Origin of the sequence: Cupriavidus sp. MP-37, from assembly GCF_020618415.1 — a bacterium.
Taxonomy (GTDB): Bacteria; Pseudomonadota; Gammaproteobacteria; order Burkholderiales; family Burkholderiaceae; genus Cupriavidus.
Genome location: NZ_CP085344.1, coordinates 2,933,559 through 2,955,602 on the forward strand (window position 1 = coordinate 2,933,559; position 22,044 = coordinate 2,955,602).

Sequence of the window (22,044 nt, forward strand, 5' to 3'; positions counted from 1 at the left end):
CAACAACATCCACCATGACCACCAAGACTGCGGCCGCGCCCGCCACCCGTCGGGCGGCTGCCGGCACCCGGGCCAGGCAAGCACAGGACAGCCGCGAGCGCATCCTCAAGGCAGCCATCAAGGTCTTCGCCCAGCGCGGCTACGACGGCGGCCGCATCGAACGGATCTCGTCGCTGGCCAAGACCTACGACCGGATGATCTACTACTACTTCGGCAGCAAGGAAAAGCTGTTCGTCGAAGTGCTGGAGACCATCTACCTGCAGCTCAACCAGGCCGAGCAGCAGCTGGAGCATGAGCTCGACGCCGCCGACCCGGTGCGCGCGCTGTCGCAGCTGATCGACTTCGTCTGGCAGTACTACCTGGACCATCCCGAGTTCGTCGCCATCCTGACCAGCGAGAACATGAGCCAGGGCAAGCACGCGAAGAAGTCGGTGCGGCTGCGCGAGATCTCCAGCTACGCGCTGTCGGTGCTCGACGGCATCCTCGCGCGCGGCAAGGCCGCCGGGCTGTTCCGCGCGGACGCCGGCGCGCGCGACGTCTATATGGTGATCGCTTCGCTCGGCTACTTCTACAACTCCAACCATCATACGCTCAGCGCCTTCCTGGGCGAGCCCATGATGAGCCCGCCCGCGCTGGCGCACTGGCGCGATGTGATCCAGCAGACCGTGCTGCGCGCAGTGGCCATGCCCGGCGCGGTGGCGCAAGCGCAGCTGCCGCCCGCCACCGCGCCGCGCAAGGCGGCACGCGGCAAACGCGCGGCGGCAGGCTGAGGCCGGCTCGGGCGCCATCGGGCTGGCTCAGGCCGCGGCCCGCGCGCCCAGAAGCTGCGCCAGCGCCTCGTCGCGCGTCAGCACCGTGGCGTATTTCTGCGCCATGTCGAACAGGTTGGCCTCATGCGGCCCGAGCGCGCGGTCACCCACGCAGTCGGACACCACCAGCGGGCGGAAGCCCAGCGACATCGCATCGACCACGCTGGCGCGCACGCAGCCGCTGGTGACGCAACCCGCCACCAGCAGCGTCTGCACGCCGCGCTGCGTCAGCCACGCTGCCAGCGACGTGCCGAAGAACGCCGACGGCACCGTCTTGCGCACCACCAGTTCACCGGCCGCCGGCGCCAGCTCGGGCACGATCTGGCTGTTGTGGCCAGCTTCCTTCAGCGTCAGCATGCCCGGCACCTTCAGCGTGAAGATGTTGTGGTCGCTGTCGTCGTCGGCAAACACGATGCGGCTGTGCGCCACCGGCCAGCCGTGCTCGCGCGCGGCACGCAGCAGCGCCTGGGTATTGCGGATGGCCTCGGGAATATTGCCGCCGCCGAATACCGCCGGATCGGCAAAGCCGTTGACGAAGTCGATGATCAGCAGCCCGTACGGCGCTTTCAGTTCCATCGCCGCGCCGAAGCCCTGGCGCTGGTAAGTCTGCACTGCGTCATCCATGGCGGGAGTCCTTGTCTGCCTGGTAGAGCGATGCGGACGGGGCATGGTGCCCGTCCATCACCTTGCCGCGCACCACCACCGGCTCGCCGTCGAGGCTGACGGTGCAATGGCGCACGGGAATATCGATATGGCAGGCGGTGGTGCGGCTGCCGCCCGCTTCGTTGTTGGGGCCGAACGAGCACAGGAAGTTGCCTTCATACGCGCGCGCATCCATGCCGATGGTGGCCTCGCGGTCGTACATCGCCAGCGCCGACCAGCTCGCGCGCGGCTGCAGGCCCCAGCCGATATGCGACATGGCATACGCCTCCGGGTCGTTGAACGAGGCCATGTAGTCGGCCAGCAGCTCGGCATCGACGCCGCCTTCGATGCGGCGCACGTAGCCCGCCTCGACCGTGATGCGGATCGGCGCCTGCAGATAGGACTTCATCGGCAGCAGGATGTCGCCGCGGTCCAGCACGATGGTGCCGTCGGTGCCGCCCTCGTCGGGCCAGGTCAGCACGAAACCGCTCGGCCAGTGGTCCCAGCGCCCGGGTTCGTCGACAAAGCCATACTCGCTGATCGCGGGGAATTCGCCCAGGCGGCAGCGCAGGTCCATGCCGGCGTCGGACACGATATGCATCTCGCGCGCCTTGCCCAGCCGCGCGCTGGCGGCCTTGACGCGGGCGCGGTCGGCCTCGGTCGGCACCAGCCGCGCCAGCACTTCGGGCGGCTCCACCGCCAGCAGGATCTTGGTGCCGCCGGACAGGATCTCGTGCTGCTCGGGCGAGAACAGCAGCGTCATCAGGTCCAGCACCAGGTCGCTCGCCTTCAACGCGGCAATCGCCGCCGGGTTGCCGGTCAGCGGGGTGGTGCCGAGGTAGGCCAGCGCATCGCGGCTCAGCGCCTTGTCGCCATTGACCGGCGGCAGGTCGAGCCGGTTGACGATGGCGCCCATCGACGCCGCCGCCACCATTGCCGTGCGCAGCGTCTGCGGATGCGTGGCGGCGCCGGTCAGCACGGTGACGGTCTGTCCGGGCTGCAGCTTCGACAGCGTCAGCACCTGCTGCCACGCAGTCGTCAGGTCGTAATCGCTTACGGGCATGTTGGCTCCTGTCAGTCCAGTGGTGCGCCGAGGAAGTCGCCGAAGGCGCGGTAGAAGCCGGCCTCGTCGTCCCACGGGATCATGTGGCCGGCATCGGCAACGTGCGCGACCAGCAATGCCGGCAGCAGCGTGCGCATCTCCTGCACGTCTTCGGCTCGGATCACGTCGCCGCGGCCGGCGGTCATCAGCAGCGCCGGCACGGCGACGTGCGGCAGGTCGGCGTGGATATCGTCCTCATGGAAACCGTTGAAGCTGGCCAGGATCGCGCGCTCGTCGCAGGTATGCAGCCATTGCGCGCGCAGGCGCAGCTGGTCTTCGGTCCAGGTCGGGCAGAAGCGGCGCATGCCCTCGGCGTCGATGCCTTGCTGCGCCAGCCGGATCGAGTCGATGTACCACGGCAGCTGCGACGGATAGGGGCGGCGTCCCGGACCCGACACCGGCGGATCGACCAGCACCAGCCGCGTCAGCCCCGCGGGCCTGGTGCGCGCGGCGCGGATGCCGATGCGCGCGCCCATCGAATGGCCGACCACGGCATAGCGCTGCAGCCCAAGTGCCGCGGCAAACGCCACCACGTCGGCGGCCTGCGCATCGAGGCTGTAGTCCAGCTCCGGCCCGGCCTGCGACAGGCCACGGCCGCGCACGTCGAGCACATAGGTGTCGAACTGCTGCCCGAAGCGCTCGCCGACAAAGCCCCAGGTCACCGCGGGGCTGGTGATGCCCGGCACGATGATGACGGCATCGCGCTGCACGCGTGCGCCCGCCTGCCCGCCATAGCGCAGGTAATGCTGGCGGATGCCGTTGGCGTGGACGTGGGCGCCGTAGAGAAAAGTGCTGTCTGCCATGGCCTGCTCCTTCAGTACGCGCCCGACAGCAGCGCGCCGGCGCCCGGCACCACCGGCTCCAGCCCCAGGCGCTTGAGCAGCGCATAGGTGGTGGCAACGGCGGCGGTGACGACCGGCTTGCCGGTCATGGCCTCGACCTTGGCCACCGCCGGCAGCGACGGCATCTGCACGCAGGCGGACAGCACGATCACGTCGGCGTCGGCGGTGTTCATCTGCGCGACGATCCCGGGCAGCTTGGCCGGGTCATGGCGGCCGACTTCGAGGTTGTCGGGGATCTCCAGCGCGCGGTAGTCGACCACCTCGTAGCCTTCGTTGCGGATGTAGTCCACCACCAGTTCGGTCAGCGGCTTCATGTACGGCGCCACCACCGCGATGCGCTTGGCGCCCATCACCTTGAGCGCATCGACCAGCGCGCCGGCGCTGGTGATCACCGGGGCGTCGCCGCCATTCGCGGCGGTATGCGCCTGCAGGCGCTGCTCGGAGACGCGGTGGTAGCCGTGGCCCATCGCCATGATCGCCACCAGGCAGGCGTAGCCGAGCACATCGACGCGGGCGTCGCTCAGCTCCACCGCGCAGCGGTCGGATTCGGCATCCATGGCCGCCAGCTCTTCCTTGACCACCTTCTTCATCCGCATCCGGCTCGAATGGAAGGTGAAGCGCTCCGGGCGCACCAGCTGGCGCGCGGCCAGCATCGCCGGGATCTCGGTTTCCATGGTGGTATTGGAGCTCGGCACGATCTGGCCGATTCGGAAAACTTTCTGCACTGTCGACTCCGTCATCTGTTTGTCTGCCCTGGGTTGCGCTGTGGTCGCGCTGTCGGTCTCGCTGCGTGCGGCGGCCGGTGGCCGGCATGCTGCGATTGATTGTAGTGTACACACTTTATCTACGCAAACAGAATCTGCGCCCGGCACGATTCACTCGTTCAGTGCATTCTGAATGAATGAATCCCTGTTTTTGCGCATGATTTCGCCATTGCAGCGCATCATTGCCGAGCCGTCACATCGTGATCAGGGTTTTCCATAGGTTCGTGGAATTTCGCCTTTACCTTGATATTTTGAGTGTGTACACTCGTTTTCAACGGTCGGCCGCGTGGCCGCCCCAGCCCCCATCGACCTTGTGTCATTGCCAGGAGAAATAACGTGCAAGGCAAACCGCGAATCGCAGTTGTCGGCGCCGGACTCGGAGGGACGGCCGCGGCCGCCCTGCTGCAGCGAGCCGGCTTCCAAGTCAGGCTGTATGAGCAGGCACCGGCGTTCTCGCGCCTGGGCGCGGGCATCCATGTCGGGCCCAACGTGATGAAGATCATGCGGCGCATCGGCATCGAGGACGCGCTCAACGACATGGGCTGCCACCCCGACTACTGGTACAGCCGCGACGGCCTCACCGGCGAGGTGATCGCGCAGATCCCGCTGGGCGACTATGCGGTGCGGCACTATGGCGCCAGCTACCTGACCGTGCATCGCGGCGACTTCCACAAGCTGCTGACCGACGCCGTCGCGCCCGGCACGCTGTTCTTCAACAAGAAGCTGGAAAGCGTCACCGACCAGGGCGACGTGGTGCAGCTGCGCTTCACCGACGGCACCGTCGAAGAGGCCGATATCGTGATCGGCGCCGACGGCGTCAACTCGCGCATCCGCGAAACGCTGCTGGGCGCCGAGCCGCCCAAGTACACCGGCTACGTCGCGCACCGCGCGGTGTTCCCGATCTCCCGCGTCAAGGGCTTCACGCACGAGCGCTGCACCAAGTGGTGGACCGACGACCGCCACATGATGGTCTACTTCGACACCAGCAAGCTCGACGAGATCTACTACGTCACCGGCGTGCCCGAGCCCGCATGGGACATGAGCAAGAGCTGGGTGCCGAGCAGCATCGAAGAGATGCGCGCGGCCTTCGACGGCTGGCACCAGGGCGTGCAATCGCTGATCGAAGGCACGGTCGAAGTGACCAAGTGGCCGCTGCTCGAGCGCGACCCGCTGCCGCTGTGGAGCCGGGGCCGCCTGGTGCTGCTGGGCGATGCCTGCCACCCGATGAAGCCGCACATGGCGCAGGGCGCAGCGATGGCGATCGAGGACGCCGCCATGCTGACGCGCTGCTTCACCGAAGCCGGCACCGACGACTACGCGGCCGCCTTCGCGCTGTACGAGGCCAACCGCGCCGAGCGCGCCGGCAAGGTGCAGCTGGTTTCGCACAACAACACCTGGCTGCGCAGCAACGAGAACCCGGACTGGTGTTTCGGCTACGATGTGTTCAACGTGCCGCTGGTGTCGGCCGGGAGCAAGCCGCTGTCCGAAGCCGCCTGACCGCCCCTGCCCGCCGCCGCTCCTCGCCACTGAAGGGGCGCGGCGCCGCGATGCGTGATGTTCAAACCGCCCCCAGCCCCCGATGAACACGCCCCGCCCCCTGACCCTGCAGGTCAACCACGCCGAGCACACGCTCGAGGTGGCGCCTGACACGCCGCTGCTCTACATCCTGCGCAACGACCTGTGCTGCAACGGGCCCAAGTATGGTTGCGGCCTGGGCCAGTGCGGCGCCTGCACGGTGCTGGTGGACGGCCTGCCCGCGCGCTCCTGCGTGCTGCCGGTCAAGGCCGTGGTGGGCCACGCGGTGACCACGCTCGAGGGGCTGGGCACGGCACAGCATCCCGACCCGGTACAGCAGGCGTTCATCGACGAGCAGGCCGCGCAATGCGGCTACTGCCTCAACGGCATGATCATGACCGCCAAGGCGCTGCTGGCGCAGAACCCCGACCCCGACGAAGCGCAGATCCGCGAAGCCTTGCGCTTCAACCTGTGCCGTTGCGGCACGCATGTGGAAATCGTGCGCGCGGTGCGGCGGGCCGCGGTGCTGCAGCGGCAGGCCGCGCAAGGGGCGGTGTCGTGAGCGCCGGCATCGTGCAAGCGACGACGCCGCGCACCGCATTGGCGGCCGGCGTGCCGCCGGGCGCCGTCGATTGCCTGGTGGCCCATGTGCTGACACCCCCGGGCCTGCGCTGGGTCGGCGGCGAGCCGCTCGCGGCGCGCCTGCTGCACGCCGAGCGCGACGCCGCGCTGGCGCTGCCCGGCATCCGCGCGGTGGTGGTCCGCAATAACTTTGCCGGCGTGGCCGCGGTGTCGGCCGCCCAGGCCGCCGAGGCGGCGCGGGCGCTGCGGGCGCGCTGGTCTGGTCCGCCGCGCGCCGGCGCCATCCCCGCGGCGCGCCACACGCTGGCGCAGCGCGGCGATGCCGCGGCTGCGCTCGAACACGCCCGCGCATCCCACACGCAGCACTACCAGTGGCCGCTGGCGGGCGGCCACGACGATGCCGGCTGCACCGTTGTCGCCGACTGGCGCGACGGCAGGCTGACCGTCTGGCTGCCCGCCACGCGCCCCGGCGCACTGCGCGCCGAACTCGCCGCGCTGCTGGGCATCGCGCCGACGCAAGTGCTGCTGGTCTGCTGGCAAGACCCGAACGACCGCGCCGACCCCGCGCTGCTGGCACCGCACGCTGCCGCCGACGCGGCCCTGCTGGCGCACGCCAGCGGGCAGCCGGTGGTGCGCCGGCTGCGCGCCGCCGAGGTGGGCCTGGCCGATGCCGCGCTCGATCTCCGCATCGATAGCGCCCGCACCGGCGCCACCGTCGACGCCTACGCCGCCACGCTGTCCGGCGCCTCGGCCCCGGTTTCACCGCTGGCGCTGTGGCTGACGCATACGCCGGCGCCGGTGACCGACAGCCTCGATGCGGGCCATGGCGGCGACGCTGCGCTGCCGCCGTATGGCATCCCCCATGCCGAGCTCGCCGTTTCCGGCGACCCGGCTGCATTGGCCGCCGCGCCGCTGACGGTAGCCCGCGCGCAGGTGTTCGCGCGCGAATCGCATCTCGACGAGCTTGCCGCCACCGCGGATGTGGATCCGGTAGCGCTGCGCCTCGCGCATCTGGACGACCTGCGCGGCGCCGCGCTGGTGCGGCAGGTGGCCGAGCGCGCCGGCTGGGACCCGGCCGCGCCGCGCGTGAGCCCGGCCGCGGGCAACGTGCGGCGCGGCCGCGGCTTTGCCTACGCCCACACCATCGACCGCGACGCCGGCCAGAGCTGGTCGGCGTGGGTGGCGGAGGTCGAGGTCGACGGCAGCACCGGCGAGTTGGCGGTCACGCGCGTCACGGTCGGGCATGACAGCGAATCGCTGCCGCCACCGCAAGCCGCCACGACCACGCGCTCGATCGAGCGGGACGTGGCCGCAACCGCGCTGCAGCTGACCGCCGCCACGCCGGGGTTCGACACCTGGCCGGCCGACGCGCGTCCTGCGAGCGAAAGCTTGCCCGCCGTGCCGGCGCAGGCGCTGCCGGAAGTGCGGCTGGCCGGCACGCTGGCCACGCACGATGCGCTGGCAGCCGGCCCCACGGACTCGATGCCGGCGGCCGCCGCCGTCGCCAATGCCATCTACGATGCCACCGGCGTGCGCCTGCGCAAGCCACCGTTCAGCGCCGAACGCATCCGCCTGGCACTGGCCGAGGCAAGTCCCGGCAACAAACGCAAGACACGCGGCTGGATCGCCGCGGCCGCCGCCGCCGCGGCCGGCGTGTGTGCCACGCTGTGGCCCTGGCGCGCGCCGATCGCGCCGGTGGCGCCGCCCGCGCCCGGCTTCTATTCCGCCGCCACGCTCGAACGCGGCCGGCTGGTGGCTGCCGCCGGCGACTGCGCGGTGTGCCATACCGCGCCGGGCGGCGTGAAGAATGCCGGCGGCCTGCCGCTTGAAACGCCCTTCGGCACGGTCTACAGCACCAACATCACGCCAGATGTGCAGACCGGCATCGGCAACTGGTCGTTCGCCGCGTTCGAGCGCGCCATGCGCGAAGGCATCCACCGCGACGGGCGGCGCCTGTATCCGGCGTTCCCGTACACCGCCTTCGCCAAGATCAGCGACGGCGACATGCAGGCGCTGTACGGCTACCTGATGTCGGCCGAGCCGGTGACATCCGCGGTGCCGCAGACGCAGCTCGCCTTCCCCTTCAACCTGCGCCCGCTGCTGGCCGGCTGGAACCTGCTGTTCCATCGCAATGAACGCTTTACGCCGGACCCGTCGCGCTCGGCGCAATGGAATCGCGGCGCGTACCTGGCCGAGGGGCTGGGCCACTGCAGCGCCTGCCATTCGCCGCGCAACGCGCTCGGCGCCGAGCAAGGCGGGCGCCGCTACCTGACCGGCGGCAGCGCCGAAGGCTGGGAAGCGCCGGCGCTGACCGCGCTGTCGCAGGCGCCGGTGCCGTGGACCGAGGCCGCGCTGTTCACCTACCTGCGCGGCGGCTATGCGCCGCACCACGGCGCCGCCGCGGGACCGATGGCGCCGGTGGTGGAAGAGCTCGCGCAACTGCCCGAGGATGACGTGCGCGCGATCGCGCATTACGTGGCCTCGTTCGGCGCGCCCGCACCGGCACCGTCGGTGCTAGCCGCGCAGGCGGCGCAGGTCGAACAACGCAGCCAGCAGGCCGCGCGCACACTGGGCGGCCCCGCCGAACGCCTGTACCAGAGCGCCTGCGCGGTCTGCCACCAGTCGGACCAGGGCATCGCGCAGTTCGGCGTGAAGCCATCGCTGGCGCTCAATACCAACCTGCACAGCAAGCTGCCGGACAACGTGATCCAGATACTGCTGCGCGGCATGCCGGCACCGCCCAACAGCGAACTGGGCGCGATGCCGGGCTATGCCGACACGCTCGACGACCAGCAGATCGCGCAGCTGGCGCAGTACCTGCGCGCGCGCTTCGCGCCCGACAAACCCGCATGGCAGGACCTGGAGAACACCGTCGCGCGGCTGCGCGCGGCACCTGCCCACTGAACCACCGGAGCACCGCGCGCGCCGCCGGCGGCGCCTTGCGCATCCGCGCCAGGCGCATGGCATGACCGTATCTGCCCAGGGCAGGACGCGCGCGGGAAAACCCCGAGGAGAGAAACCGCAATTCGGCCTTGCCCGCCAGTTTCATGTAGCTTACGCTGAACGATCATGTAGTGTGCACTACATGAGTGCCAGCGGGCACGCAGCGGTGCCTCCCCGCACAAGGACGGCGCGCCGCAAGCGGCGGACAAGAACACAAAACCATAAGACCGGCCCGATACATCACCGGACGCGCTGGCGCGGGGCTTGCATGGATCCGCCAGACCACCGGGACACCGGGCCTGACCAAACCAAGGGTAGACAACCAGGAGTGACTATGTCGTATCAGTACCAGCAAGCTGTTGCAGGCGTGCTACCGGGATAGGTCCAGCCGCGCCAGGTGGAAGCCATCGCCCCCGCGGGAGTGCCGTGCGGCGCCAGTCAGCCCGGCGCCGTTGCATTCCGCAGCCGCCGGCATCGCGTGCCGGCCCGCTTCGCTCCGCGCGTGCTTCCAAGCTCCAGAACCAGCCTATAACGAGACAGGTAGACAAACATGTCGTCATCCATTTCATCCATGGCCACCACGACCATCCCGGACGCCACGCCAGGTCTGGCCCCACAGCCCAGCGCGCGGGCCGCGTCGGCGCAGCCCATCACGATCGAGCAGGGCATCCGCGCCGCCGGCGTCGGCCGCTTCCAGTATCGGCTGTTCGTCATCTTCGGCCTGGTCTGGCTTGCCGACGCGATGCAGGTGCTGTCGATCGGCTTCACCGCGCCGTCGATTGCCGCGACTTTCGGCATTCCGGTGCCGACGGCGCTGCAGACCGGCACCATGTTCTTCGTCGGCATGCTGATCGGCGCCTTCGTGTTCGGCCGCCTGGCCGACCGCATCGGCCGCCGCCCGGTGCTGATGATGGCGGTGGTCATCGACGCCATCTGCGGCGTCGCCTCGGCGTTCGCGCCGGACTTCCAGTGGCTGTTGCTGCTGCGCTTCCTGACCGGCATCGGCGTCGGCGGCACCCTGCCGGTCGACTACACCATGATGGCGGAATTCCTGCCGTCGGACCGGCGCGGCCGCTGGCTGGTGCTGCTGGAGTCGTTCTGGGCGGTCGGCACCATCCTGCTGGCTATCCTGGCGCTGATCGCGGTGTCGCGCGGCGACGATGCCTGGCGGCTGATCTTCCTGGTCACCGGCATCCCGGCGCTGGTCGGCGTGGTGTTCCGCTTCTTCGTGCCCGAGTCGCCGCTCTACCTGAATAAATCGGGGCGCTCGGACGAGGCCCGCGCGGTGCTGCAGCGGGTGGCCGCGGCCAACCGCGTGTCGGTGGAGATCGGCGCGCTGCAGCCGCAGAAGATGGAGCGCAAATCGGTGTTTGCGCTGTTCGCGGCCGGCTGCCGGCGCCGCACCATCTGCCTGCTGGCGGCGTGGATGCTGATCTCGATCGCTTACTACGGGGTCTTCGTCTACCTGCCGGTGAAGCTGGCGGGCCAGGGCTTCGGCTTCATGCGCGGCCAGGTGTTCCTGATCGTGCTGGCGCTGGTGCAGCTGCCGGGCTTCGCGCTGGCCGCGCACGGCGTCGAGCGCTGGGGCCGCAAGCCGACCCTGATCGGCTTCCTGCTGCTGAGCGCGGCGGGCTGCATGCTGTACAGCCTGGGCCAGTCGCCGGCGCTGGTGATCGGCTCGACCCTGCTGATGAGCTTCTCGCTGCTCGGCACCTGGGGCGCGCTGTACGCCTTCACGCCCGAGGTGTACCCGACCGACCTGCGCGCCAGCGGCATGGGCACCGCGGGCGCGATGGCGCGCTTCGGCGGCCTGTTCGCCCCGTCCATCGTCGCGCCGATCATGGCCAGCCAGTTCACGCTGGCGCTGGCGCTGCTGTCGTCGTTCCTGGCCGTGGCGGCGCTCGCCATCTTCCTGGTCGATATCGAGTCGAAGGACCGCGCGCTCGACTAGCCGAAGGCGCCACGGGGTCGCCGGCGGGCGCGGCGGCCCGCTTCCATTACAATCCGGCTGCAACGGCGCGGCGCGCGAATCCATCCGATCTCCCGCGCCCGCTTCACTCGCCATCCCGCCGAGCCCTCGCCGCCAGCCATGAAACAAGACCCGCGCTTTCCCAACCTCTTCATCCTCGACCACCCGCTGATCCAGCACAAGCTCTCGCACATGCGCGACAAGGAAACGTCGACGCGCACCTTCCGCGAGTTGCTGCGCGAGATCACGCTGCTGATGGGCTACGAGATCACCCGCAACCTGCCGCTGACCACGCGCCGCATCGAAACCCCGCTGGTCGAGCTGGACGCGCCGGTGATCGCCGGCAAGAAGCTGACCATCGTGCCGGTGCTACGCGCAGGGGTGGGCATGAGCGACGGGTTGGTCGAGCTGATTCCGTCGGCGCGCATCGGCCATATCGGCGTGTACCGCGACGAGCAGCATCGCCCGGTGGAATACCTGGTGCGCCTGCCCGCGCTGGAAGACCGCAGCTTCATCCTGTGCGACCCGATGGTCGCCACCGGCTATTCGGCCGCGCACGCGGTGGAGGTGCTCAAGCGCCGCGGCGTCAAGGACGAGGCCATCACCTTCGTCGCGCTGGTGGCCGCCCCCGAGGGCGTGGAGGTGTTCCAGAAAGCGCATCCTGGGGTGAAGCTGTTCGTCGCCTCGCTCGACAGCCACCTGGACGCCGATGCGTATATCGTGCCCGGGCTGGGCGATGCCGGCGACCGGCTGTTCGGCACCAAGAACTGATTGCGCCAGAGCGGGCTGGCCGGCGCTTGACCGGCCTCAATGGCCCGCCTGAAGCGGCTCCCTACACTGGCGGCAAGCGCCGGCGCAACCACACCGCGCGCCACCATCCACACCAAGGGAGCGACGCATGGAAGCCTTCAAGATCCTGTTCAGTACCAGTACCGGGCTGATGAGCCTGGGCGTGATCGTCTTCATCATCGGCATGGGCTGGTTCTTCGCCCGCCTGTTCGCGCGCAAGATGCGCGAGGATGGTGAAGCGGCGAAGTCGAGTGAGGCGGCACAACGGCGCTGACCCATGAATGACCGCCGGTGTACTCCCTCTCCCGCTTGCGGGAGAGGGCTGGGGTGAGGGCGGGAGCTTCCACGAAGTAACGGCTGTCGCAATTGCCAGCGCCCGCCCTCACCCCCGGCCCCTCTCCCGCGCGCGGGAGAGGGGAGCAAACCGCGCAAGCCTGAACCGCCTACTTCTTCTTCCCCAGCAAGCTCCCCAGCACCCCCCTGATCAACTCGCGCCCGACCTGCGAGCCCACCGTGCGCGCGGCCGACTTGGCCATCGATTCCAGGATCGAATCGCCGCGGCCGCTCTTGCCGGTGCCCTTGGTCAGCGTGCCGAAGATGTCGCCGGCGGTGCCGAGCCAGCCGCCGTCCTGCTCGCCCGCGGGCTGGCCGGCGCTCGCGCCGCCCGCGCCCTTGCCGCCATTCGCCACCGTCGGCACGCTGCCGCGCAGCTTTTCATAGGCGGATTCGCGGTCGACGGTCTTTTCATAGGTGCCCGCCACCAGCGAGTTCGCGACCAGCTGCTTGCGTTCGTCTTCCGTCGCCGGGCCGATGCGGCTGCCCGGCGCCAGCACCCAGGCGCGCTCGGTCACGCGCGGCGTGCCCTTGGCGTCGAGGAACGACACCAGCGCCTCGCCCACGCCCAGCTCGCCGATGGCGGTCTCCAGGTCCAGCTTCGGGTTGGCGCGCATGGTGGTGGCCGCCACCTTGACCGCCTTCTGGTCGCGCGGGGTAAAGGCGCGCAGCGCATGCTGCACGCGGTTGCCCAACTGGCCCAGCACGGTGTCGGGGATATCGACCGGGTTCTGCGTGACGAAGTACACGCCCACGCCCTTGGAGCGCACCAGGCGCACCACCTGCTCGATCTTGTCGAGCAGCGCCTTGGGCGCATCGTTGAACAGCAGGTGGGCCTCGTCGAAGAAGAACACCAGCTTGGGCTTGTCGAGGTCGCCGGCCTCGGGCAACTTTTCGAACAGTTCGGACAGCATCCACAGCAGAAAGGTCGCGTACAGCCGCGGCGCGTTCATCAGCTTGTCCGCGGCCAGGATATTGACCACGCCCTGGCCCTTGTCGGTCTGGATGAAGTCTTCCAGGTTCAGCATGGGCTCGCCGAAGAAGACGTCGCCGCCCTGCGACTCCAGCGCGATCAACCCGCGCTGGATCGCGCCGACCGAGGCGGCCGAGATATTGCCGTACTCGGTGGTGAACTGGCTGGCATTGTCGCCGACGTACTGCAGCATCGCGCGCAGGTCCTTGGCGTCGAGCAGCAGCAGGCCGTTGGCGTCGGCGATGCGGAACACCAGGTTCAGCACGCCCTGCTGGGTGTCGTTCAGCTCGAGCATGCGCGACAGCAGCAGCGGCCCCATGTGCGAGACCGTGGCGCGCACCGGGTGGCCCTTCTCGCCGAACACATCCCACAGCGTGGTGGGGCAGCCGCCCCACGCCGGCTCGGGCAGGTTCAGGTCGGCCAGCCGCTGCTTGAGCTTGTCCGACGGCTGGCCCGGTTGTGAAATGCCGGTCAGGTCACCTTTGACATCCGCCATGAACACCGGCACGCCGAGGCGCGAAAACCCTTGCGCCAGCGTCTGCAGCGTGACGGTCTTGCCGGTGCCGGTGGCGCCGGTGATCAGCCCGTGCCGGTTGCCCATCTGCGGCAGCAGCACCAGTTCATGTTCGGCATTCTTGGCGATGAGGATGGGGTCGGCCATGATGTTCCTGGATTCCGTGAGGGTCGGTTGGGAGTCGAGCGAGTCCGGGCGGCGCGGGCAGGCCCGCGTGATAAAATCCTGGGCTGATTATAGCCAGCCGCCAGGCATATCCGTCACCTGGCGCGCGCCGCCCGCCCGCCTTGCCGATGCAGCCGCGGCGCGCCTGGCGACCCCGCACAACATCACCGCAGATCACCGCATTCCGCTTCGGAGAGAATCATGGCCGGTCACTCGAAATGGGCCAATATCAAACACAAGAAAGCCGCCGCAGACGCCAAGCGCGGCAAGATCTGGACCCGCCTGATCAAGGAAATCACCGTGGCCGCCAAGCTTGGCGGCGGTGATCCCGACTCCAACCCGCGCCTGCGCCTGTCCATGGACAAGGCGATGGATGCCAACATGCCCAAGGACAACATCCAGCGCGCGATCCAGCGCGGCGTGGGTGGCCTGGAAGGCGTGAACTACGAGGAAATCCGCTACGAAGGCTACGGCCTCTCCGGCGCCGCGATCATCGTCGACTGCCTGACCGACAACCGCACCCGCACCGTGGCCGAGGTGCGCCACGCCTTCTCCAAGCATGGCGGCAACATGGGCACCGAGGGCTCGGTGGCGTTCATGTTCACCCACTGCGGCCAGTTCCTGTTTGCGCCCGGCACGCCAGAAGACAAGCTGATGGAGGCCGCGCTGGAAGCCGGCGCCGACGATGTCGTCACCAACGACGACGGCTCGATCGAAGTCACCTGCCCGCCCAACGATTTTTCGGCGGTCAAGGCGGCGCTGGAAGCCGCCGGCTTCAAGGCCGAAGTCGCCGACGTGGTGATGAAGCCGCAGAACGAAGTCAGCTTCAGCGGCGACGACGCGGTCAAGATGCAGAAACTGCTCGACGCCCTGGAAAACCTGGACGACGTGCAGGAAGTCTTCACCAACGCGGTGATCGAAGACTAAAACGGTAACAAGCTCCCCAACGGCGGCAGCCCGGCTTTCAAGACCCAGCTGCCGCCTTTTTGCATGCGTTTCTTTTCTGGCAGTGGATCATGAAAGTATTGGTTGTCGGCTCGGGTGGACGTGAACACGCGCTGGCCTGGAAATTGGCCCAGTCGCCCAAGGTGCAGGTGGTGTACGTCGCGCCGGGCAACGGCGGAACCGCGCTCGACAAGCGCCTGCAGAATGTTCCGCTGACCGATCCCGAGGTCATCGCCGCCTTCGCCGAGCGCGAAGGCGTGGCCTTCACCGTGGTCGGCCCCGAGGCGCCGCTGGCCGCCGGCATCGTCGATATCTTCCGCGCCAAGGGCCTGCGCATCTTCGGGCCCACCCAGGCCGCGGCGCAGCTGGAATCGTCCAAGGATTTCGCCAAGGCGTTCATGCACCGCCACGGCATTCCCACCGCCGCCTACCAGACCTTTGCCGACGCCGCGCAGGCGCATGCCTACATCGACGCGCAGGGCGCGCCGATCGTGATCAAGGCCGACGGCCTGGCCGCGGGCAAGGGCGTGGTGGTGGCGATGACGCTGGAGGAAGCGCACCAGGCCGTCGACATGATGCTGGCCGGCAACAAGCTCGGCGACGCCGGCGCGCGCGTGGTGATCGAAGAGTTCCTCGACGGCGAGGAAGCCAGCTTCATCGTGCTGGTCGACGGCAAGAACGTGCTGGCGCTGGCCACCAGCCAGGACCACAAGCGGCTGCTCGACGGCGACGCCGGCCCCAACACCGGCGGCATGGGCGCGTATTCGCCGGCGCCGGTGGTCACGCCCGCGCTGCACGCGCGCGCGCTGCGCGAGATCATCCTGCCGACGGTGCGCGGCATGGAAAAGGACGGCATCCCGTACACCGGCTTCCTGTACGCCGGCCTGATGATCGACCAGGACGGCAACCCGAAGACGCTGGAATTCAACTGCCGCATGGGCGATCCGGAAACCCAGCCGATCCTGGCGCGCCTGAAGACCGACCTGGTCGACGTGATGGAAGCCGCCGTCTCCGGCAAGCTCGACAGCATCGAGCTGGACTGGGACCGCCGCACCGCGCTGGGCGTGGTGATGGCCGCGCACGGCTATCCGGACGACCCGCGCAAGGGCGATGCCATCACCGGCATCCCGGCCGAAACCGACGACAGCGTGACCTTCCACGCCGGCACCACGCTCAAGGACGGCACCCTGCTGACCTCGGGCGGGCGCGTGCTGTGCGTGGTCGGCCTTGCCGACACCGTCAAGGCCGCGCAGCGCGCCGCCTATGCCGCGGTCGAGCAGATCCGCTTCGACGGCATGCAGTACCGCACCGACATCGGCTACCGCGCCATCAAGCGCTGACTGGCCGCCAGCGGCCCGGAGCGACCAAGCGGCCGCCCAGCCGGTACAATCGTGACAATGCTGTGACGCAAGCGGCAGCCGACTGGCTGCCGGACTGCCATCCGGCCGGTCCCTTCGTCGGTTTATCCGATTCAGCCCACCATGATCGATTCCCAGGCAGTCCGTGCCTATCTGCTCGGTCTGCAAGACCGCATCACCGATGCCATCGGTGCCATCGACGGCCAGCCGTTCCTGACCGACGCCTGGGAGAAACCGCCCACCGAACGCCTGCGCGGCAGCGGCCGCACCCGCATCCTGGAAGGCGGCGCGGTGATGGAGCGCGCCGGCGTGGGCTTCTCGCACGTCAGCGGCGACACCCTGCCGCCGTCGGCCACGGCCAACCGGCCGGAACTGGCGGGGCGCAGCTTCGAGGCCATGGGCGTGTCGCTGGTGTTCCATCCACGCAACCCCCATGTGCCCACGGTGCATATGAATGTGCGCTGCTTCCTGGCGCTCAAGCCGGGCGCGGAACCGGTCTGGTGGTTCGGCGGCGGCATGGACCTGACGCCCTACTACGGCAACGCCGACGACTGCACGCACTTCCACCGCACCTGCCGGCAGGCGCTGGCTCCCTTCGGCGACGACCTGTATCCGCGCTTCAAGCAGTGGTGCGACGAGTATTTCTTCCTGAAGCACCGCAACGAGGCCCGCGGCATCGGCGGCATCTTCTTCGACGACTTCTCGGCGCTCGGCTTCGAACGCAGCTTTGCCATGATGCAGGCGGTCGGCGACGCCTTCCTGGACGCCTACCTGCCGATCCTGCAGGGCCGCAAGGACACGCCCTACGGCGAGCGCGAGCGCGCTTTCCAGGCCTACCGGCGCGGACGCTACGTCGAGTTCAACCTGGTGTTCGACCGCGGCACGCTGTTCGGCCTGCAATCGGGCGGGCGCGCCGAGTCGATCCTGATGTCGATGCCGCCGCTGGCGGCCTGGCGCTATGACTGGCAACCGGAACCGGGCAGCCCCGAAGCGGCGCTGTACACCGACTTCCTGCCGGCGCGCGCCTGGGCCTGACGGCTGACCCATGGCCCATCCTCCGCACCCCCGCATGCCCGCCGCCGCGGGCACCTCGCCACAGCCTGGCGCCGCCCGCCCCTACCGCCTGGGTATCCTGGGCGGCACCTTCGATCCGCCCCACGTCGGCCACCTGGCGCTGGCGCGTCTGTGCATCGACCATCTGGGCCTGGACGAGCTGGTATGGATTCCCACCGGCCAGTCCTGGCAAAAGGGCGACGACGTGACCCCAGCCGCGGACCGCCTGGCGATGACCGAACTGGCCGCCGCGGCGCTCGGCGACAGCGGCGCCAAAGTCCGGGTGAGCCGCATGGAGGTGGATCGCGCCGGCCCCAGCTACACCATCGACACGGTGCGCCAGCTGCGCGCCGAATACGGCCCCGAGGCCTCGCTGTGCTGGCTGATGGGCGCCGACCAGCTGTTGCGCCTGCACACCTGGCATGGCTGGCAGGAACTGTTCGCGCACGTGCACCTGTGCACCGCAACACGGCCGCGCTTCGCGCTTTCGGCGCTGGAGGGTCCGGTGCTGGCCGCGCTGGCCGAGCGTCAGGCCGACACGCACCTGATACAATGCACGCCCTCCGGCCGGATGTGGATCGACCAGACGCTCGCCGTCGACCTCTCTTCCACCCATCTGCGCCAGCGGCTGGCGGCCGGCCAGCCGGCAGATGACCAACTGCCGCCCGGCGTGGCACACTACATTGCCAGCCACGGGCTGTACCGCAATGCCCCGGCCCGGGCATGACCAGGGTTGCATCGACCCGGCGCCCACCCCCCAAACCGATCTGAGCTGAACAAGAAGACACCCATGGATATTCGTAAACTGCAACGCGCCATCGTCGACGGCCTCGAGGATGTCAAAGCGCAGGACATCAAGGTGTACGACACCAGCCACCTGACGGAACTGTTCGACCGGGTGGTGATTGCCAGCGGCACATCCAACCGGCAGACCAAGGCGCTGGCAGCGTCGGTGCGGGATACGGTGAAGGAAGCGGGCGGCCATATCGTTGCGGTCGAGGGCCTGGAAACCGGCGAATGGGTGCTGGTCGACTGCGGCGACGCCGTGGTCCACATCCTGCAGCCGCAACTGCGCCTGTACTACAACCTCGAAGAAATCTGGGGCGACAAGCCGGTGCGCATGAAGCTGGCCACCGGCGCCCGCCTGGCCAAGGCCAGCGAGCCCATGGACGAAGACGAGGACGAGGCCCCGGTACGCACGGTGCGCCGCGCCAGCAACCTGCGCCCGGCGCTGGCGCGCCTGCCCGAAGGCATGAAGGAGCCGTCGCCGCCGATGGGCCACGAGGACACCGACGCCGACGCCATCGCCACCATCCGCAAGCCGGCCCGCAAGAGCGCCGCCAAGACCCCGGCCAGCAAGACCGCCGGCACCCGCGCCGCTGCGCCGCGCAAGACCGCCGCCGGCACCACCGCGCGCAAGACCGCCACCAAGACCGCGGCAAAGAAGGCTCCCGCCAAGAAGGCACCGGCCAAGACCGCCGCAGCCAAGCCGGCCGCGCGCAAGCGCGCCACCCGCTCGGCCTGAGTCCGGGGGGCGGCCGTTGGGCGTCAGTCCGGCGGCCGCGCCGCATCACCGCATCGTCTGACCCATGCAACTGGTGATCGTGGCCGTCGGCCACAAGATGCCCGGCTGGATCGAAACCGGCTTCAGCGAATACGCCAAGCGCATGCCGCCCGAACTGCGCATCGAGCTGCGCGAGGTCAAGCCGGAAACACGCTCTTCCAGCAATAACGCCGCCACCGTGATGCAGCGCGAAGCCGCGCGCATCGAGTCGGTGCTGGCCAGCCTGTCGAAGCAGTGCCGCATCGTTGCGCTGGACGAGCGCGGCCGCGACTTCACCACGGTGCAACTGGCCGCGCAGCTGAGCGACTGGCAGCGCGAGGGCGGCGACGTGGCCTTCCTGATCGGCGGCGCCGACGGGCTCGATCCCGCGCTCAAGGCCCGCGCCAGCACGCTGATCCGGCTGTCCAGCCTGACCCTGCCGCACGGCATGGTGCGCGTGCTGCTGGCCGAGCAGCTGTACCGCGCGTGGTCCGTCACGCAGAACCACCCCTACCATCGGGCCTGATCCCGGCTGTCGCCGGAAGGCCCCCGCCGCGATGCCCGACACCCTGCACGCCCCCCTGCACGACTACCTCTACCTCGCCTCGCAAAGCCCGCGCCGGCGCGAGCTGCTGACCCAGCTCGGCGTGCGCTTCGAACTGCTGCTGGCCGACGACGACGAAGACGCCGAAGCGCTCGAGGCCGTGCTGCCCGGCGAAAGCCCCGACGACTATGTCCAGCGCGTGTGCGCGCTCAAGGCCGAAGCCGCGCTGCGCCGCCGCGAACGCCGCGCGCTGCCGGATGCGCCGGTGCTGACCTCGGACACCACGGTCTGCCTGGGCGGCCGCATCCTCGGCAAGCCCGCCGACGGCGCCGACGCCGCCGCCATGCTGGGCGCGCTGGGGGGCGCCACGCACCGCGTGCTGACCGCGGTGACGGTGGTGTCGGCCACCGGCATGCGCCATGCGCTGTCGGTTTCCGAAGTCACCTTCCGCCCGCTGCAGCCCGCCGAAATCGAGCGCTATGTCGCCAGCAACGAGCCGCTGGGCAAGGCCGGCGCCTACGGCATCCAGGGCCGCGCGGCCGAGTTCGTGGCGCGGATTGCGGGCAGCTATTCAGGTATCATGGGCTTGCCCTTGTTTGAGACGGCGGCGTTACTTCGCCAGGCCCGGCTGCGGTTCTGAGCGGCGCCGCCGGACAACCGTATCCCGCCGCTTATCGGGCCCGCTGGCCCCGACGATCCGGCCCGCTAATCCTGCCGTTCACCCCGCCGGGGCCACCGGCGACGCGTTTCACCCGCTATGACTGAAGACATACTCGTCAACATCACGCCCCAAGAGACCCGCGTCGCCATCGTGCAGCAGGCCGCCGTCCAGGAACTGCATGTCGAACGCACGCTCACGCGCGGGCTGGTCGGCAATATCTACCTGGGCAAGGTGGTGCGGGTGCTGCCCGGCATGCAGTCGGCCTTTATCGACATCGGGCTGGAGCGCGCCGCCTTCCTGCACGTGGCCGACATCTGGCATCCGCGCGACCCGGACCGCAACAGTTCCACCCCGCAGCTCGCCATCGAGAAGACCCTGTTCGAAGGCCAGGCGCTGATGGTGCAGGTGATCAAGGACCCGATCGGCACCAAGGGCGCGCGGCTGTCGACCCAGGTCAGCATTGCCGGCCGCACGCTGGTGTACCTGCCGCAGGACCCGCATATCGGCATCTCGCAGCGCATCGAAGGCGAAGTCGACCGCGAGGCGCTGCGCAGCCGCGTGCAGGGACTGGTGCCCGCCGACGAGCGCGGCGGCTTTATCGTGCGCACCATCGCCGAGGAAGCGACCGACGAGGAACTCGGCAACGATATCGCCTACCTGCGCAAGATCTGGGGCGCGATCCGCCAGAACGCCACTACCCTGCCCGCGCCCAACCTGCTCTACCAGGACCTGAACCTGGCCCAGCGCGTGCTGCGCGACTTCATCAACGACGCCACCGGCGTGATCCAGATCGACTCGCGCGAGAACTACCAGATGCTGCTGGAGTTCGCCAAGGAATACACGCCGGCGGTGCTGCCGCGGCTGTCGCACTACACCGGCGAGCGGCCGATCTTCGACCTGTTCAATATCGACGCCGAGATCGAGAAGGCGCTGTCGCGCCGGGTGGACCTGAAGTCTGGCGGCTACCTGATGATCGACCAGACCGAGGCGATGACGACCATCGACGTCAACACCGGCGGCTACGTGGGCGCGCGCAACTTCGACGACACCATCTTCAAGACCAACCTGGAGGCGGCCCATACCATCGCGCGCCAGCTGCGGCTGCGCAACCTCGGCGGCATCATCATCATCGACTTCATCGACATGGAGAACGCCGAGCACCGCGATGCGGTGCTGTCCGAGCTCAAGCGCGCGCTGTCGCGCGACCGCACCCGCATCACCGTCAACAGCTTCTCGCAGCTGGGCCTGGTCGAGATGACGCGCAAGCGCACGCGCGAGTCGCTGGCGCATGTGTTGTGCGAGCAATGCCCGGTCTGCCAGGGCAAGGGCCAGGTCAAGACGCCGCGCACGGTCTGCTACGACATCCTGCGCGAGATCATGCGCGAATCGCGCCAGTTCAACCCGCGCGAGTTCCGCATCCTGGCCTCGCAGGAAGTGATCGACCTGTTCCTGGAAGAGGAAAGCCAGCACCTGGCGATGCTGGGCGACTTCATCGGCAAGCCGATCTCGCTGCAGGTGGAATCGACCTTCCACCAGGAGCAGTACGACATTATCCTGATGTGAAGCGGCGGGCGCGAACGTTGCCGGCATAGCGAAACAGCCCGCCAACTGGCGGGCTGTCTTGCTTCAAGGCCGGATCACCACGTGCGGGCTGATCACCAGCGCGGGTTCGGGCTGGTAATACACCGGCGGGGGCGGCGGCTGGTACACCACCGGGCGGTCCTTGCACTTGCGCTCTTCCTTGTACTCGCCGTTGTCCTTCCACTTGCGCTTGATCTTGCAGTTGCCGACCCAGAATTCTTCCTTGTAGTCGTCGCCCTTGTAGTAGCGATCGTAGTAGCGGTCGTAGTGGCGGCCATAGTGCCGTCCATAGCGACGGTCATCGTCGTCCCAGTCGTCGTCGGCATGGGCGGCGGCGCCGAAGGCGCCGAGCAGCACGGGCAGGACCACGAGGGATACCAGGATGCGGGGCTTCATGTCGGAACGGGCAAGCAGAGG

21 protein-coding genes are annotated in these 22,044 nt (G+C 69.0%); 15 read left to right on the forward strand and 6 right to left on the reverse strand.

Annotated features, from left to right (window positions below; genetic code table 11):
* Nucleotides 1–14 precede the first annotated feature (14 nt).
* Nucleotides 15–770 (forward strand): TetR/AcrR family transcriptional regulator, encoded by a 756-nt coding sequence (locus tag LIN44_RS13545; protein WP_227312508.1) that lies wholly within the window; start codon nt 15–17, stop codon nt 768–770.
* A 27-nt stretch (nt 771–797) separates the two neighbouring features.
* Here LIN44_RS13545 and LIN44_RS13550 read toward each other — a convergent pair whose 3' ends face one another.
* The 4 genes from LIN44_RS13550 to LIN44_RS13565 are packed head-to-tail and all read right to left on the reverse strand — an operon-like array spanning nt 798 to nt 4,120.
* A complete protein-coding gene (locus LIN44_RS13550; protein WP_227312509.1) occupies nt 798–1,433 on the reverse strand; it encodes an N-carbamoylsarcosine amidohydrolase in 636 nt (211 codons plus the stop codon).
* Nucleotides 1,426–2,514 carry a 2,5-dihydroxypyridine 5,6-dioxygenase gene (locus tag LIN44_RS13555; RefSeq protein ID WP_227312510.1) on the reverse strand — a complete coding sequence of 363 codons (1,089 nt, stop codon included), beginning with the start codon at nt 2,512–2,514 and terminating at the stop codon, nt 1,426–1,428. Before LIN44_RS13555 ends, LIN44_RS13550 begins: the two co-directional genes overlap by 8 nt.
* 11 nt (nt 2,515–2,525) lie before the next feature.
* A complete protein-coding gene (locus LIN44_RS13560) occupies nt 2,526–3,356 on the reverse strand; it encodes an alpha/beta fold hydrolase (protein ID WP_227312511.1) in 831 nt (276 codons plus the stop codon).
* 11 nt (nt 3,357–3,367) lie between these two features.
* Nucleotides 3,368–4,120 carry an Asp/Glu racemase gene (locus LIN44_RS13565; protein WP_112773518.1) on the reverse strand — a complete coding sequence of 251 codons (753 nt, stop codon included), beginning with the start codon at nt 4,118–4,120 and terminating at the stop codon, nt 3,368–3,370.
* 375 nt (nt 4,121–4,495) lie between these two features.
* On the opposite strand from LIN44_RS13565, the gene LIN44_RS13570 reads away from it, so the two are divergent.
* From LIN44_RS13570 to LIN44_RS13595, 6 genes are all read left to right on the forward strand, one after another.
* On the forward strand, nt 4,496–5,656 hold the full coding sequence (locus LIN44_RS13570) for an FAD-dependent monooxygenase (RefSeq protein ID WP_227312512.1): 1,161 nt from the start codon (nt 4,496–4,498) through the stop codon (nt 5,654–5,656).
* A gap of 82 nt (nt 5,657–5,738) precedes the next feature.
* Complete coding sequence (locus tag LIN44_RS13575; RefSeq protein WP_227312513.1) at nt 5,739–6,236, forward strand: (2Fe-2S)-binding protein; 498 nt, start codon at nt 5,739–5,741, stop codon at nt 6,234–6,236.
* The gene (locus LIN44_RS13580) at nt 6,233–9,160 is read left to right on the forward strand and encodes a cytochrome c (RefSeq protein ID WP_227312514.1); all 2,928 of its coding nucleotides are present in this window, start codon (nt 6,233–6,235) and stop codon (nt 9,158–9,160) included. Before LIN44_RS13575 ends, LIN44_RS13580 begins: the two co-directional genes overlap by 4 nt.
* A 589-nt stretch (nt 9,161–9,749) precedes the next feature.
* Nucleotides 9,750–11,150: an MFS transporter gene (locus tag LIN44_RS13585; protein WP_227312515.1), complete on the forward strand. Its 1,401-nt coding sequence runs from the start codon at nt 9,750–9,752 to the stop codon at nt 11,148–11,150.
* A 138-nt stretch (nt 11,151–11,288) separates the two neighbouring features.
* Nucleotides 11,289–11,939 (forward strand): uracil phosphoribosyltransferase, encoded by a 651-nt coding sequence (upp, locus tag LIN44_RS13590; RefSeq protein ID WP_012352165.1) that lies wholly within the window; start codon nt 11,289–11,291, stop codon nt 11,937–11,939.
* A 127-nt stretch (nt 11,940–12,066) separates the two neighbouring features.
* The gene (locus LIN44_RS13595) at nt 12,067–12,231 is read left to right on the forward strand and encodes a DUF3149 domain-containing protein (RefSeq protein WP_227312516.1); all 165 of its coding nucleotides are present in this window, start codon (nt 12,067–12,069) and stop codon (nt 12,229–12,231) included.
* A 169-nt stretch (nt 12,232–12,400) separates the two neighbouring features.
* Here the strand turns inward: LIN44_RS13595 and LIN44_RS13600 are convergent, their stop codons facing one another.
* A complete protein-coding gene (locus LIN44_RS13600) occupies nt 12,401–13,924 on the reverse strand; it encodes a helicase HerA-like C-terminal domain-containing protein (protein WP_227312517.1) in 1,524 nt (507 codons plus the stop codon).
* A gap of 219 nt (nt 13,925–14,143) precedes the next feature.
* Here LIN44_RS13600 and LIN44_RS13605 point away from each other — a divergent pair, with 219 nt between their 5' ends.
* From LIN44_RS13605 to rng, 8 genes are all read left to right on the forward strand, one after another.
* Complete coding sequence (locus tag LIN44_RS13605; RefSeq protein WP_062797414.1) at nt 14,144–14,869, forward strand: YebC/PmpR family DNA-binding transcriptional regulator; 726 nt, start codon at nt 14,144–14,146, stop codon at nt 14,867–14,869.
* 89 nt (nt 14,870–14,958) lie between these two features.
* Entirely contained in the window at nt 14,959–16,227 is a 1,269-nt protein-coding gene (purD, locus tag LIN44_RS13610) for a phosphoribosylamine--glycine ligase (protein WP_227312518.1), read from the forward strand.
* 141 nt (nt 16,228–16,368) lie between these two features.
* The gene (gene hemF, locus LIN44_RS13615) at nt 16,369–17,280 is read left to right on the forward strand and encodes an oxygen-dependent coproporphyrinogen oxidase (RefSeq protein WP_227312519.1); all 912 of its coding nucleotides are present in this window, start codon (nt 16,369–16,371) and stop codon (nt 17,278–17,280) included.
* Between the two features lie 34 nt (nt 17,281–17,314).
* Nucleotides 17,315–18,025, forward strand: a complete 711-nt coding sequence (locus LIN44_RS13620) for a nicotinate-nucleotide adenylyltransferase (RefSeq protein ID WP_227312520.1) — start codon at nt 17,315–17,317, stop codon at nt 18,023–18,025.
* 63 nt (nt 18,026–18,088) lie between these two features.
* A complete protein-coding gene (rsfS, locus tag LIN44_RS13625; RefSeq protein ID WP_227312521.1) occupies nt 18,089–18,823 on the forward strand; it encodes a ribosome silencing factor in 735 nt (244 codons plus the stop codon).
* A 64-nt stretch (nt 18,824–18,887) separates the two neighbouring features.
* Nucleotides 18,888–19,367, forward strand: coding sequence for a 23S rRNA (pseudouridine(1915)-N(3))-methyltransferase RlmH (gene rlmH / locus LIN44_RS13630; protein ID WP_227312522.1), 480 nt, complete (start codon nt 18,888–18,890; stop codon nt 19,365–19,367).
* Nucleotides 19,368–19,398: 31 nt separating this feature from the next.
* A complete protein-coding gene (locus LIN44_RS13635) occupies nt 19,399–20,025 on the forward strand; it encodes a nucleoside triphosphate pyrophosphatase (protein ID WP_227312523.1) in 627 nt (208 codons plus the stop codon).
* Nucleotides 20,026–20,142: 117 nt separating this feature from the next.
* The gene (rng, locus tag LIN44_RS13640; protein ID WP_227312524.1) at nt 20,143–21,609 is read left to right on the forward strand and encodes a ribonuclease G; all 1,467 of its coding nucleotides are present in this window, start codon (nt 20,143–20,145) and stop codon (nt 21,607–21,609) included.
* A 63-nt stretch (nt 21,610–21,672) separates the two neighbouring features.
* On the opposite strand, the gene LIN44_RS13645 is transcribed toward rng, so the two are convergent.
* Nucleotides 21,673–22,023: a hypothetical protein gene (locus LIN44_RS13645; RefSeq protein WP_227312525.1), complete on the reverse strand. Its 351-nt coding sequence runs from the start codon at nt 22,021–22,023 to the stop codon at nt 21,673–21,675.
* Nucleotides 22,024–22,044: the final 21 nt, after the last annotated feature.

Excerpts from the sequence above, each read along its gene's own strand:
- LIN44_RS13545 (WP_227312508.1), top strand. The coding sequence starts at position 15 with ATGACCACCAAGACTGCGGCCGCGCCCGCCACCCGTCGGGCGGCTGCC.
- LIN44_RS13550 (WP_227312509.1), bottom strand. The coding sequence starts at position 1,433 with ATGGATGACGCAGTGCAGACTTACCAGCGCCAGGGCTTCGGCGCGGCG.
- LIN44_RS13555 (WP_227312510.1), bottom strand. The coding sequence starts at position 2,514 with ATGCCCGTAAGCGATTACGACCTGACGACTGCGTGGCAGCAGGTGCTG.
- LIN44_RS13560 (WP_227312511.1), bottom strand. The coding sequence starts at position 3,356 with ATGGCAGACAGCACTTTTCTCTACGGCGCCCACGTCCACGCCAACGGC.
- LIN44_RS13575 (WP_227312513.1), top strand. The coding sequence starts at position 5,739 with ATGAACACGCCCCGCCCCCTGACCCTGCAGGTCAACCACGCCGAGCAC.
- LIN44_RS13585 (WP_227312515.1), top strand. The coding sequence starts at position 9,750 with ATGTCGTCATCCATTTCATCCATGGCCACCACGACCATCCCGGACGCC.
- upp (WP_012352165.1), top strand. The coding sequence starts at position 11,289 with ATGAAACAAGACCCGCGCTTTCCCAACCTCTTCATCCTCGACCACCCG.
- LIN44_RS13595 (WP_227312516.1), top strand. The coding sequence starts at position 12,067 with ATGGAAGCCTTCAAGATCCTGTTCAGTACCAGTACCGGGCTGATGAGC.
- LIN44_RS13600 (WP_227312517.1), bottom strand. The coding sequence starts at position 13,924 with ATGGCCGACCCCATCCTCATCGCCAAGAATGCCGAACATGAACTGGTG.
- LIN44_RS13605 (WP_062797414.1), top strand. The coding sequence starts at position 14,144 with ATGGCCGGTCACTCGAAATGGGCCAATATCAAACACAAGAAAGCCGCC.
- purD (WP_227312518.1), top strand. The coding sequence starts at position 14,959 with ATGAAAGTATTGGTTGTCGGCTCGGGTGGACGTGAACACGCGCTGGCC.
- hemF (WP_227312519.1), top strand. The coding sequence starts at position 16,369 with ATGATCGATTCCCAGGCAGTCCGTGCCTATCTGCTCGGTCTGCAAGAC.
- LIN44_RS13620 (WP_227312520.1), top strand. The coding sequence starts at position 17,315 with ATGCCCGCCGCCGCGGGCACCTCGCCACAGCCTGGCGCCGCCCGCCCC.
- rsfS (WP_227312521.1), top strand. The coding sequence starts at position 18,089 with ATGGATATTCGTAAACTGCAACGCGCCATCGTCGACGGCCTCGAGGAT.
- rlmH (WP_227312522.1), top strand. The coding sequence starts at position 18,888 with ATGCAACTGGTGATCGTGGCCGTCGGCCACAAGATGCCCGGCTGGATC.
- LIN44_RS13635 (WP_227312523.1), top strand. The coding sequence starts at position 19,399 with ATGCCCGACACCCTGCACGCCCCCCTGCACGACTACCTCTACCTCGCC.
- rng (WP_227312524.1), top strand. The coding sequence starts at position 20,143 with ATGACTGAAGACATACTCGTCAACATCACGCCCCAAGAGACCCGCGTC.
- LIN44_RS13645 (WP_227312525.1), bottom strand. The coding sequence starts at position 22,023 with ATGAAGCCCCGCATCCTGGTATCCCTCGTGGTCCTGCCCGTGCTGCTC.